Here is a 12,085-nt window from a genome sequence, read left to right as displayed (position 1 = left end):
CTGCGCGTCAGTAAGAGCGCAGCAGATCGATCAGAACCTGCTGACCGAAGACAAGCGATTCTACGGGGACGCGCTCGTCGACGCCGTGGAACATCCCCGTGAAGTCGAGATCCGCAGGCAGACGCAGCGGCGCGAAGCCGTACCCTGTGATGCCGAGCCGCGACAGCGCCTTGTTGTCGGTGCCGGCCCCGAGCAGATACGGGATCACCGGGACGCCGGGGTCGTGGCGGCCGAGGGAGGACACCATGGCGTCGACGAGACCGCCCGAGAACGGCGTCTCCATGCCGATGTCGCGCACGACGGTCTCGATGACGATCTCGTCACCGACGATGCCCTGAAGCTCGGCGAGCACCTCGTCCTCGGTGCCGGGGATCACGCGGACGTCGATCAGCGCCTCTGCGCGCTCCGGGATGACGTTGTGCTTGTACCCGGCGGACAGCACCGTCGGATTGGTGGTGGTTCGGAACGTGGAACGCAGGAACGCCTCGGCGGGCCCGGATGCCGCGGCAAGCGCGTCCGGGTCGCTCACAGGCCGTCCGGTGAGATCGCTGAGCCCCTGCAGCAGCGCCGTCGTCGTCGGCGTGAGCCGGATCGGCCAGCGCGTCCGACCGATCGCCGCGACGGCCTCCGCGAGCTTGACCACCGAGTTGTCCTCGTGGAGCCGGCTGCCGTGCCCGGCGCGGCCCTTGGCGACCAGGCGGATCCAGATGAGGGCCTTCTCCCCCACCTGAAGCAGGTAGGCGCGGCGGTCGTCGACCGTGATCGAGTAGCCGCCGACCTCGCTGATCGCCTCGGTGGCCCCGGCGAACCACTCGGGGTGGTTCTTGATGACCTGTGTCGAGCCCTCGACGCCGCCGTTCTCCTCGTCGGCGAAGAACGCCAGCACCAGGTCGCGCTCCGGCTGCTCCCCCGCGCGCAGGAGGTCGGCGACGGCGGTGAGGATCATGGCATCCATGTTCTTCATGTCGACGGCGCCGCGTCCCCACAGCATCCCGTCGCGGATCTCGCCCGCGAAGGGGTCGACCGTCCAGTCCTCCGGCATGGCCGGGACCACGTCCAGGTGGCCGTGCAGGACCAGGGCGGGCTTGCTTGAATCCCGACCGGACACGCGTGCCATCACGTTGGTGCGGCGCGGAGCGGCCTCGTAGTAGTGGGTCTTGAGCCCCAGTCCCTCGAGGTACGCTCCGACGTACTCGGCGGCCTCCCGCTCCCCCGCCGCCTTGCCGCCGCCGAAGTTGGAGGTGTCGATGCGGATCAGGTCCCGCGCGACGCGCGCGACTTCGGGATGCTGGGGCTCGGGCATGACTCCAGGCTATCGAAGCGCCGCGGCGCGCCCGGGCCACGGGCCGGTTCGTTGCCCCTCGGGAAACCTGGTAATGTTTCTCTTCGGTCGGCAACGACCTTCACCACCTGCGCGGGTGGCGGAATGGTAGACGCGCTACGTTGAGGTCGTAGTGCCCGTAAGGGCGTGGGGGTTCAAGTCCCCCTCCGCGCACAGCAGAGAAAAGCCCCCTGACGGGGGCTTTTCTTGTATCCGGATACACCGGCCTCACACCGCGCCGGCCTCACACCGCGCCGGCCTCACACCGCGCTGGCCTCACACCGCGCCGACGCCGAACACCAGCCCGAGCGCGTACGTGATCGCGGCTGCGCCGAATCCGATCGCGAGCTGGCGCAGCGCACGTCGCAGCGGCGGGCCGCCGGAGAGGATGCCCACGGCCGCTCCGGTCGCGAGCAGTGCGACGCCGACCAACAGCAGGGCGACGAGGATCGCGGTGAGGCCCTGCAGACCGAAGATCCACGGCAGCACGGGCACGATCGCCCCTGACGAGAACAGCAGGAAGCTGGACAGCGCGGCGGTCCAGTCGCTGCCGATCAGCTCGTGGTCGTTCGATGGCGCGTGTGCGCGGATCGGTCCGGTCGCGGATCGGCGAACGCCCTCCTGCGCTGCCGCGATGATGCGGCGCGAGCGCGCCAGGGCTTCGGCCTGGTCCATGCCGCGTGCGCGGTACACGAGCGCCAGTTCGTTCTCGTCGATGTCGAGATCTCCGGCCGACAGCGCGGCATCCTCGTTGGCCTCGGTGGACGCCAGGAGCTCCCGCTGCGATCGGACGGAGACGAACTCCCCCGCTCCCATGGAGAGCGCGCCGGCGAGCAGGCCGGCGATGCCGCTGAACAGCACGAAGCTCGATGAGACGCCGGTGGCGCCGATCCCGAGCACGAGCGCGAGGTTGCTGACCAGGCCGTCGTTCGCGCCGAAGACCGCGGCACGGAACGATCCGGACAGCCGTCGCCTGCCACGTGCGGCGAGGCCGCGCACCACCTCGTAGTGGATCTTCTCGTCCGCGCGCATCGCCGGCGTCGCATACGACTCGGTGTCGTATGGTGAGCGCGCTTCTGCGCTCTGTGCCAGCACCAGCACGAAGATCCAGCCGAAATGACCGGCCATCCAGCCGAGCAGACGAGAACGCAGACCGGCGCTCGGAAGTCGCGAGGGCTCGCTGCCGAGCAGATCGAGCCAGTGCTGCTCGTGGCGCCGCTCCGCGTCGGCGAGGCTCTGCAGGATCTGCCGCTCCTCACCGGATCGGCGATCGGCGAGCTTCTGGTACACGAGGCCCTCCGCGCGCTCCTCGACGAGGTAGCGCGCCCAGCGGCGGCGGTCAGCCTCGGTCGGCTCCGCGTCTGCAGGCGCGCTCATGTGTCCTCCGGATCAGGGGAAGGGGTGTTCGGGCGCTTTCAACGCTATCGGCGCGCTTCGACCTGGATGCCGCGAAAGCCCGGATTGTCAGCATTTCGGGTTTCCTAACAGCTCAGGAGCGAACGCGCTTGCGCAGCAGCTCGATGCGCTGCTGCAGCTGCGCGACGGTCGCCTGAGCCACGGCCGGACCGCCGCAGAGCCGGCGCAGCTCGGCGTGCACGGCGCCGTGCGGTTCGCCGGCCTGACGCGCGTACAGCCCGACCAGGCTGTTGAGCAGCTGCCGCTGCTCGCGCAGCGTGCGGTGCAGCGGCTGCGGCAGCGTGGTGGTGGGCTCTGGCCCCTCGGTCGCCTCGCGTGCGGCGCGGAGCTTCGACTGCCGGGACTGGCGCTGCATCAGGAGTTCGTGCACGTGTTCCGGCTCGAGGAGCCCTGGGATGCCGATGAACTCCTCCTCCTCGGGCGTCCCGGGTTCGGCGAGCTGCCCGAACTCCTGCCCCTCGAACACGACGCGGTCGAAGTGTGCCAGTGAGGAGATCGCCTGGTAGCTGAATTCCTGCGTGAGGGCGTCGGAGGCCTCCTCCTCGCGGTTCGCGCTCTCCAGCAGCGAGTCCTCGAGGCCGTCGTCGTCCTTGCTCTGCCGGTCGAGGGCGTGATCGCGCTGCTTCTCGAGCTCGTTGGCGAGCCCCATCAGCACGGGGACGTTGGGCAGGAAGACGCTGGCGGCCTCACCGCGCCGACGCGCACGCACGAACCGGCCGATCGCCTGCGCGAAGAACAGCGGGGTCGACGACGAGGTCGCGTAGACGCCGACCGCCAGGCGGGGCACGTCGACTCCCTCGGACACCATGCGCACCGCGACCATCCAGCGGCTGTCGTTCTGGCTGAACTTCTCGATCCGCTCCGATGCGGTGGCGTCGTCGGAGAGGACGATCGTCGGCTGCTGACCCGTCAGGCTGTGCAGGATCTTGGCGTACGCGCGGGCCACCGTCTGGTCGGTCGCCAGCACCAGTCCCCCGGCATCCGGCACGTGCTGGCGGATCTCGGTGAGCCGCCGGTCGGCAGCGGACAGCACCGCCGGCATCCATTCGCCCTCGGGGTCGAGGGCCGTGCGCCAGGCCTGGGACGTGACATCCTTGGTGTTGTCCTGCCCGAGGTGCGCTTCGAGCTCATCACCTGCGCTGGTGCGCCAGCGCATCTTGCCCGAGTACATGTGGAACAGCACGGGGCGGACGACGCCGTCGGCGAGGGCGCGCCCGTAGCCGTAGGCGTAGTCGGTGGTCGAGATGCGGGCACCCGATTCGTCGGGCGCGTAGGTGACGAACGGAATAGGGGCCGTGTCGCTGCGGAACGGCGTTCCGGACAGGGAGAGTCGGCGCTTCGCGGATGCGTAGGCCTCGCGGATGCCGTCACCCCAGCTCAGCGCGTCACCGCCGTGGTGCACCTCGTCGAGGATCACCAGCGTCTTGGCGTCTTCCGTGAGATGCCGGTGCACCGGGGGCTTGGCTGCCACCTGCGCGTAGGTGACCACGACGCCGTGGTACTGCCGGGACGGCGCCCAGTGGCTGTTCCGGAATCGCGGATCGAGGCGGATGTGCACGCGTGCTGCGGCATCCGCCCACTGCGTCTTCAGATGCTCGGTCGGCGCGACCACGATGACGCGGTTCACCTCGCCCATCCGCAGCAGTTCGACGGCGAGGGTGAGCGCGAACGTGGTCTTGCCGGCGCCCGGTGTGGCCGCGACGAGGAAGTCCCGCTGGTCACGCGCGAAATAAAGGTCGAGCGCCTCCCGCTGCCAGGCGCGGAGCTTGTCCGCCGTCCCCCACGGGGCGCGCTGAGGGAAGGACGGAGAGAGCATCGAATCAAGGGTAACGCTCGGAAGGTAGGCTCGTCCTCTGTCGAAGGAGAGCGTGATGACCGATCAGGAATCGCCCCGTACCCCGTACATCGCGAACGTGGGTCCGCACCCGTGGCACCGGTTCGTGGCCGTAGGTGACTCGTTCACCGAGGGCATCGGCGACCCGGACCCGAACGCACCCGGCGGTCACCGCGGCTGGGCCGATAGGGTCGCCGAGGTACTGGCTGCGCAGGCCGATGACTTCGCGTATGCGAACCTCGCCGTTCGCGGCAAGCTCATCGCCCAGATCGTCGCCGACCAGATCGAGCCCGCGGTCGCGCTGCGCCCGGATCTCGTGTCGATCTGCGCCGGCGGCAACGACGTCATCCGCCCCGGTACGGACCCGGACGACATCGCCGCGCAGCTCGACGACGCGGTGTCTCGTCTTTCATCCACCGGCGCGGCCATTGTGCTGTTCACCGGCATCGACACCGGGTTCACCCCGGTGTTCAGGGCGTTCCGGGGCAAGGTCGCGATCTACAACGAGAACGTGCGCGCTATCGCCGAACGGCACGACTGCATCGTCGCCGACCAGTGGGCGCTGAAGACCGTGCAGGACTCGCGGTTCTTCGACGACGACCGGCTGCACTACAACGCGCTCGGACATCACGAGGTCGCCCGCATGGTGCTCCGCGCCCTCAACGTGCCGAACGAGCTGCAGGCGATGCAGCCGGACCCGCTGCCGGCGCGCACCTGGCGTGAGGCGCGCGCGGGAGATCTCGGCTGGGCGCGCGAGCACCTCGTGCCGTGGGTGCTGCGGCGCCTTCGCCATCAGTCCTCCGGAGACCTGGTCACGGCCAAGCGGCCGGAGCCGTCTCCGGTGTTCTTCGTCGCCGACGGCGAGTAGCAGGCTCAGCGCGCCAGCGCCCACAGCGCGACGGCCGCTGCTGAGGCGACGTTCAGCGAGTCAACCCCGCCGCGCATCGGGATCGTGATGACCGCGTCCGCGGCATCCAGCACGGTCCGGGAGAGACCGTCGCCCTCCGTGCCGAGGACGAGAGCCACCCGCTCCGGCCGCGTCGCCGCGTACACGTCCAGGGGCACGGCGTCGTCGCTCAGGGCGAGGGCAGCCAGTTCGAATCCGCACTCGCGCAGCGTCAGCGCTGCACTGTCCCAGTCGTCGATCCTGGTCCACGGCACCTGGAACACGGTGCCCATGCTCACCTTCACGCTGCGCCGGTAGAGCGGGTCGGCGCAGCGTGCCGTGACGATCACGACATCCGCTCCGAGGCCGGCGGCCGCGCGGAACGCCGCCCCGACGTTGGTGTGCTCGATGAGATCCTCGAGGACGAGCACCGTGCGCGCGTCCCGCAGGAGCTCGTCGAGCTGTGGCTGGACGGGACGGTGCATCGAAGCGAGCGCGCCGCGGTGCACGGCGAAGCCGGTCACCTGCTCGGCGACGCTGTCCGGCACCACGTACACCGGCGTATCGGTGTCGGCGAGCAGCTGCTCGAGTCCGGTGACCCACCGCTGCTGGGCCAGCACCGATCGAGGCGCGTGTCCTGCCGCGATCGCGCGTTCGATGACCTTCGCCGACTCGGCGATGTACAGGCCGCCGGCCGGCTCCTGGACACGGCGCAGCGCCGTGTCGGTGAGGTTCCGGTAGTCGGCGAGCCGTGGATCGGCGGCGTCCGCGACGTGCTCGATGTGCATGCAGACAACTCTGCCATCGCCGTCGTGCACGCCGTGCCGCGTAGACTCGTCTGGGAGGTTCCGTGAGCGTGACGACCAGTGCCGAGCTGTCTGCCGGCATCGAGAGGTCCGCAGACCTCCTCCGCGGCCGCAGGATCGCCGTGCTCACCGGCGCCGGCATCTCGACGGACTCCGGCATCCCGGCGTACCGCGGCGAGGGTGCGCGCACACGCGCCGACCCGATGACCGGCCAGCGCTACCTCGCCGACGAGGCGGCGCGCAGACGTTACTGGATCGGCGGCCACCTCGGCTGGCGCACCTTCGCGTCGGCGCAGCCGAACTCCGGGCACATCGCGCTGGCCGAGATGGAGCGCGACGGCGTCGTCTCCGGAGTCATCACGCAGAACGTCGACGGACTGCACCTGCGCGCAGGCAGCGCACGGGTGGTCGAAGTGCACGGCACCATGCGCCGCGTGCTGTGCCTGCACTGCGGTCAGGTCTTCGACCGCCGCGACATCGCCGCGCAGATCGAACAGCTGAACCCCTGGATCACGGTCCCCGAGAACATCGTGATGAACCCGGACGGCGACGTCGCGCCGGAGAGCAGTGACGGATTCATCGTCCCGACCTGCACGATCTGCGGCGGGATGCTCAAGCCCGACGTCGTCTTCTTCGGCGAGTTCGTGCCTGCCGACCGCTTCCGTGCGGCGGAGTCGCTGCTGCGGGGCAGTGAGGCGCTGATCGTGGCGGGATCATCGCTGGTCGTGAACTCCGGCGTGCGCCTCGTCGAGCGCGCTCGCCGCCGCGGCATCCCGCTCATCATCGTCAACCACGAGCCGACGCGTGCGGACCCGTGGGCGCACGTCGTGCTGCCCGGCGGCACCGGCGATGTGCTCCCCGCGCTGAAGGAACTGCTGTCATGACTCTCATCACCCTCGTCCGGCACGGTCAGACCGACTGGAACCTCGCACGCCGGATCCAGGGCTCCACCGACATCCCGCTGAACGAGACCGGTCGTGCGGACGCTCTGGCCGCGGCTGAGCTCCTGAGCGGCACTTCTCATCACGCCATCTACGCGAGCCCGCTGGTGCGCGCCCACGAAACCGCCCGCATCATTGCGGAGCGACTCGGCATGGTGGCCCCTGCGACGACTCACGACATGCGCGAGCGCGAGTTCGGCGAGGGCGAAGGGCTGCTGGTCGCCGAGTACCTGGAGCGCTTCCGCGACTGGCACTCCGCGCCGAGCGGGGCCGAGTCCCTGGACACCGTCCGCGATCGCGCCCTCGGCGCGCTGGACGTCATCGCCCGCGAGTCGCGGCGCCGTTCGGCTCCCGTCGCGGAATCGGTCATCGTCGTCACGCACGGCGGCGTGATCCGCTCGCTCCTGCACCACGCCTCCAGCGGGTCGCTGCCGCGCGAAGGCGACGTACTGCGCAACGGATCGCTGCACCGGTTCGAGGCCGGTCCCGGGATCCTCCGGCTGCTCGAGCCGATCGCGATCTGAGTTCAGGCGCCGCGCGCCGACACCGCCCTGGCGTGCCGCAGCAGTGGTTCGTCGATCATCCGCCCGCGGAAGCGGAACACGCCCCGCTCCCCCTCGGCCGCAGCGAGAATCTCTCGCGCCCAGGCCAGTGTCTGGGCATCCGGCGCGTACGCGGAGCGGATCGTCGCCACCTGTCCCGGATGGATGCACGCCGTCGCACGGAATCCGGAGGCCGCGGCATCCTCGGCCTCCGCGGCCAGGCCCTGGACGTCGTCGATGTCGATGTGCACGGCGTCGATGGCGGCTTTGCCGTGGGCTGACGCCTCGATGAGGACGCGGGAGCGCGCATAGCGGGCAGCATCGCGGTACCGCCCGTCCGCATGGCGACTGGCAGTGCCGCCGAGGGACGCGACGAGGTCTTCGGCACCCCACATGAGCCCTACGATGCGATCGTTCGCCGCGATCCGCGCGGCTTCGCTCACGCCTCGAGCCGTCTCGCACAGGGCGATCAGCGAGTACGACTCGTCGAAGCGGTCGAGAGCGGCGGCATCTTCGGTCTTGGCGACCATCACAGTGCGGAACGGTGATGCGGCGAGCATCGCGAGATCATCGTCGAACTCGGCCGTGTCCGGCGCGTTCACGCGGACGATCACGCGGGCGGGATCGAGACCGGATGCTGCGACGTGCGCACGCGCGGCGGCCTTGGCATCAGGGGCCACCGCATCCTCGAGGTCGAGGATCACGGCATCTGACCGTTCGGCCGCCTTGACGAAGCGCTCCGGGCGGTCGCCAGGGCAGAACAGCAGGGCAGGACCGAGTTCGAACACCTCAGTTCTCCTTCGGCACGCAGTGCATGAGCACGGTGCGGGTCGCGGTGGCGACGACGACATCGTCCTGGTTGCGGCCGGTGTGCGCGATCGTGCAGATGCCCTGCCCAGGACGAGACTTCGACAGGCGCTTCTCTGTCACGACGCTCTCGGTGTAGAGCGTGTCGCCGGCGAACAGCGGATGAGGGAACGCGATCTCCCCGAGCCCGAGCTGCGCGACGAGCGTGCCCTGCGTGAGCTGCGCGACCGACGCCCCGACCATGGTCGACAGCGTCCACATCGAGTTCATCAGCCGCTGACCGAACTCCTGCGTCTGGGCGAACGCGGCATCCAGATGAAGAGCCTGCGTGTTCATCGTGAGCGTCGTGAACAGCACGTTGTCGGCCTCGGTGGCGGTGCGGCCTGGACGGTGCAGATAGCGGGCGCCGACCTCGATCTCCTCGAAGTACAGGCCCCGTTGCAGGATGTCCGCCGTCATATCAGTCCCAATCCACGCGCGATGACGAGCAGCTGCACCTCTGTCGTCCCCTCCCCGATCTCGAGGATCTTCGAGTCACGATAGTGCCGTCCCACGGCGAACTCGTTCATGAACCCGTTGCCGCCGAAGATCTGGGTGGCGTCTCGGGCGTTGTCCATCGCGGCGTCCCCCGCCGCGAGCTTGGCGATCGCGGCCGCCTCGGCGAACGGCTTGCCGGCATCCCGCAGGCGGGCGGCGTGGTGCCAGGCGAGGCGAGCGGTGTGCACGCGGGCACGCATGCGCGCCAGCGTGAACTGGGCGTTCTGGCGCGTGCTGAGAGCGGCGCCGAAGACCGTGCGGCTCTTGGCGTAGTCGATGGCGGCTTCCAGGCACCCCTCGGCCGCACCGGTGGCGAGAGCGGCGATCGCGATGCGCCCCTCGTCGAGGATGCTGAGGAAGTTCTTGAACCCTGCGCCGCGCTCCCCCACCAGGTTCGACGCGGGGACCCGCACGCCCTCGAAGGTCAGCGGGTGCGTGTCGGAGGCACGCCAGCCGACCTTGTCGTACGGCGCTTCGACCGTGAACCCGGCCGTGCCGTTCGGCACGATGATCGTGGAGATCTCCTTGCGCCCCTCGGCCACGTCGGTGACCGCCGTGACGGTGACGAACCGCGTGATCGGCGTGCCGGAGTTCGTGATGAACTGCTTGGCCCCGTCGATGACCCACTCGTCGCCGTCCAGGCGCGCGGTGGTCCGGGTGGCTCCGGCGTCACTGCCCGCCTCGGGCTCGGTGAGTCCGAATCCGGCGAGGGCACGACCGGCGAGCAGGTCGGGCAGATGCTCTGCGCGCTGCGCGTCGTCGCCGAAGCGGAAGATCGGCATCGCACCGAGGCTCACGCCCGCCTCGAGGGTGATGGCGATGGACTGGTCGACTCGCCCGAGAGCCTCGATCGCCAGGCCCAGCGCCATGTAGTCGCCGCCCTGTCCGCCGACCTCCTCCGGGAACGGCAGACCGAACAGGCCGAGCTCGCCCATCTGCGCCACGACATCCATCGACAGCGTGTGCGTACGGTCCGCCTCGTACGCCTGCGGCGCGACGACGGTGTCGGCGAACTCGCGCACCATGGCGCTGAGTTCGAGTTCCTCCTCGGTGAGGTCGATGGTCATGATGCTCCTTCGGAGTCTGCGGATTCGGCGTGCGGGATGACGGTGGCGACGGGCTGGCCGCGCCGCGCCTGATCGCCGACGGCGACCAGCAGGTGGACGGTGCCGTCGTGCGGCGCGAGCACCGGATGCTCCATCTTCATGGCCTCGATGGAGACCAGCGGCTCGCCCTGGGACACCGTCGCACCGTCCTCGACGTGCACGGCCACGACGTTGCCCGGCATCGGGGCGCGTGCCTCCGGTGCGGTCGCCGCGGATTCCGGCTGTCGCGCCGCGAGGCGGTGTTTCATGCGCGCGCGGCGGTCGAGCGGACGCAGCCTGGCGACGCGGCCCTGTTCGCTGACCCACACGGCGCCGTCGGCATCCACCGCCGCCGGAAGGGATGCCTCGGCATCCGTCTCGGCATCCAGTATCTGCCCGCCGTCTGTCAGGAACGCCACCTCCGCCGCCCCGGCGTCGGTGAGCGCCGCCCACACCCCGCCTGCCCGACGAGACGAGGTTTCCTGCACGAGACGGGTCGTGGCAGCCTCCGTCTCGTGCAGCAACACCCGTCTCGCTGACGCGACCATGCGCGGCGACGGTGACGCGGCGGCGAACGGCAGCAGCGTGTCGATCAGTCCGGTGTCGAGGTCGCCCGCCATCACGCGCTCGTTCGTCACGAGCCTGCGGAGGAAACCGACATTCGTCTCGACGCCCAGGATGACCGTCCGCGACAGGGCCTCGTCGAGCTGCTCGAGTGCGGCGCTGCGGTCAGGCCCGTGGGCGATGATCTTCGCGATCATCGGGTCATAGAACCCGGTCACCTCGCTGCCGGTCTCGATCGCGGCATCCACTCGCACGCCGGCTGGCGCGTCGAATCGCAGCACCCGGCCGGTCGAGGGCAGGAACCCGCCCTCGGGAGACTCCGCGTAGATGCGCGCCTCGACGGCGTGACCCGTGACCGGCGGCACGGCGGGCAGCGCCTCGCCGGCCGCGACCGACAGCTGCAGCGCGACGAGATCGAGCCCCGTGACGGCCTCGGTGACGGGATGCTCCACCTGCAGCCGCGTGTTCATCTCGATGAAGAAGAACTCGTCCGGCGCGTCGGCGTCGACGAGGAACTCGACTGTGCCGGCCCCGACGTACTCGACGCTCTCCGCGGCGCGGACCGCAGCCTCGAACAGCCGCTCGCGCACGCCGTCGGGAAGCCCGGCGGAGGGAGCCTCCTCGATGACCTTCTGGTGTCGGCGCTGCAGGGTGCATTCGCGGTCGCCGATGGCCACCACCGCGCCGTGCTTGTCGCCGAACACCTGCACCTCGATGTGGCGCGGCCGGGCGATCAGCCGCTCGAGCAGCAGCGCGTCATCCGAGAACGCCGCCTTGGCCACGCGACGGGCCGAGGCCAGAGCGGCATCGAGATGCGCCTCGTCGAGCACGATCTCCATGCCCTTGCCGCCACCGCCCGCGCTCGGCTTCACCAGGAGCGGGTATCCGACCTGGGTGGCACGCACTGCGATCTGGTCGTCGGAGAGTCCGCCGGCATCGAACCCGGGAACCACCGGCACGCCTCGCGCTGCAACCTGCTCGCGGGCGGTGACCTTGTCGCCCATGATCTGCAGGGCTTCGACGGACGGACCGATGAACACGATCCTGGCGGCCGCGCATGCCTGAGCCAGGTCGACGCTCTCGGAGAGGAAACCGTACCCGGGGTGGATCGCCTGCGCCCCGGACTCGCGTGCTGCGCGTATGACGGCATCCACGTCGAGATACGACTCGGCCGCCGGTGCGGGACCGATCCGCACCGCGGAGTCGGCCTCACCCACGTGCGGCGCGTCGGCATCCGCATCGCTGTACACCGCGACGCTTCGCAGGCCCTGAGCCCGGACCGTGCGGATGATGCGTCGCGCGATCTCGCCGCGGTTGGCGATGAGCACGATGTCGAAGGCGGCCAT

11 protein-coding genes and 1 tRNA gene are annotated in these 12,085 nt (G+C 70.0%); 4 read left to right on the top strand and 8 right to left on the bottom strand.

Annotated elements, in window-relative coordinates; translation table 11 throughout:
* Nucleotides 1-7: 7 nt before the first annotated feature.
* A complete protein-coding gene (locus MAE01_RS05765; RefSeq protein WP_147038615.1) occupies nucleotides 8-1,303 on the bottom strand; it encodes a M20/M25/M40 family metallo-hydrolase in 1,296 nt (431 codons plus the stop codon).
* Between the two features lie 109 nt (nucleotides 1,304-1,412).
* Between MAE01_RS05765 and MAE01_RS05760 the strand changes: the two genes are divergently transcribed.
* Nucleotides 1,413-1,495, top strand: a tRNA-Leu gene (locus MAE01_RS05760).
* Nucleotides 1,496-1,597: 102 nt separating this feature from the next.
* Here the strand turns inward: MAE01_RS05760 and MAE01_RS05755 are convergent.
* Nucleotides 1,598-2,698: a VIT1/CCC1 transporter family protein gene (locus MAE01_RS05755; protein ID WP_147038614.1), complete on the bottom strand. Its 1,101-nt coding sequence runs from the start codon at nucleotides 2,696-2,698 to the stop codon at nucleotides 1,598-1,600.
* Nucleotides 2,699-2,810: 112 nt separating this feature from the next.
* Complete coding sequence (locus MAE01_RS05750) at nucleotides 2,811-4,553, bottom strand: DEAD/DEAH box helicase (protein ID WP_147038613.1); 1,743 nt, start codon at nucleotides 4,551-4,553, stop codon at nucleotides 2,811-2,813.
* A gap of 55 nt (nucleotides 4,554-4,608) precedes the next feature.
* Here MAE01_RS05750 and MAE01_RS05745 point away from each other — a divergent pair, with 55 nt between their 5' ends.
* Nucleotides 4,609-5,439 (top strand): SGNH/GDSL hydrolase family protein, encoded by an 831-nt coding sequence (locus MAE01_RS05745; RefSeq protein ID WP_147038612.1) that lies wholly within the window; start codon nucleotides 4,609-4,611, stop codon nucleotides 5,437-5,439.
* Between the two features lie 5 nt (nucleotides 5,440-5,444).
* On the opposite strand, the gene MAE01_RS05740 is transcribed toward MAE01_RS05745, so the two are convergent.
* Entirely contained in the window at nucleotides 5,445-6,245 is an 801-nt protein-coding gene (locus MAE01_RS05740; RefSeq protein WP_147038611.1) for a TrmH family RNA methyltransferase, read from the bottom strand.
* Between the two features lie 62 nt (nucleotides 6,246-6,307).
* Between MAE01_RS05740 and MAE01_RS05735 the strand changes: the two genes are divergently transcribed.
* Both MAE01_RS05735 and MAE01_RS05730 read left to right on the top strand, forming a co-directional pair.
* Entirely contained in the window at nucleotides 6,308-7,147 is an 840-nt protein-coding gene (locus MAE01_RS05735) for a Sir2 family NAD-dependent protein deacetylase (protein WP_147038610.1), read from the top strand.
* Nucleotides 7,144-7,728 carry a histidine phosphatase family protein gene (locus tag MAE01_RS05730; RefSeq protein ID WP_147038609.1) on the top strand — a complete coding sequence of 195 codons (585 nt, stop codon included), beginning with the start codon at nucleotides 7,144-7,146 and terminating at the stop codon, nucleotides 7,726-7,728. The genes MAE01_RS05735 and MAE01_RS05730 overlap by 4 nt, the downstream gene beginning before the upstream one ends.
* A gap of 2 nt (nucleotides 7,729-7,730) precedes the next feature.
* Here the strand turns inward: MAE01_RS05730 and MAE01_RS05725 are convergent, their stop codons facing one another.
* From MAE01_RS05725 to MAE01_RS05710, 4 genes are read right to left on the bottom strand one after another with little or no spacing between them, the layout of a single operon-like run.
* Nucleotides 7,731-8,597 (bottom strand): HpcH/HpaI aldolase/citrate lyase family protein, encoded by an 867-nt coding sequence (locus tag MAE01_RS05725; protein ID WP_147038608.1) that lies wholly within the window; start codon nucleotides 8,595-8,597, stop codon nucleotides 7,731-7,733.
* A complete protein-coding gene (locus MAE01_RS05720; RefSeq protein ID WP_147038607.1) occupies nucleotides 8,536-9,012 on the bottom strand; it encodes a MaoC family dehydratase in 477 nt (158 codons plus the stop codon). Before MAE01_RS05720 ends, MAE01_RS05725 begins: the two co-directional genes overlap by 62 nt.
* Nucleotides 9,009-10,157 (bottom strand): acyl-CoA dehydrogenase family protein, encoded by a 1,149-nt coding sequence (locus MAE01_RS05715; RefSeq protein ID WP_147038606.1) that lies wholly within the window; start codon nucleotides 10,155-10,157, stop codon nucleotides 9,009-9,011. Before MAE01_RS05715 ends, MAE01_RS05720 begins: the two co-directional genes overlap by 4 nt.
* Entirely contained in the window at nucleotides 10,154-12,085 is a 1,932-nt protein-coding gene (locus MAE01_RS05710; RefSeq protein ID WP_147038605.1) for an acetyl/propionyl/methylcrotonyl-CoA carboxylase subunit alpha, read from the bottom strand. The genes MAE01_RS05715 and MAE01_RS05710 overlap by 4 nt, the downstream gene beginning before the upstream one ends.

The organism is Microbacterium aerolatum (assembly GCF_007988825.1).
GTDB classification, from domain to species: Bacteria; Actinomycetota; Actinomycetes; order Actinomycetales; family Microbacteriaceae; genus Microbacterium; species Microbacterium aerolatum.
The sequence above is the reverse complement of the archived record's forward strand: the minus strand, read 5'-3'. Positions and strand labels throughout refer to the sequence as shown.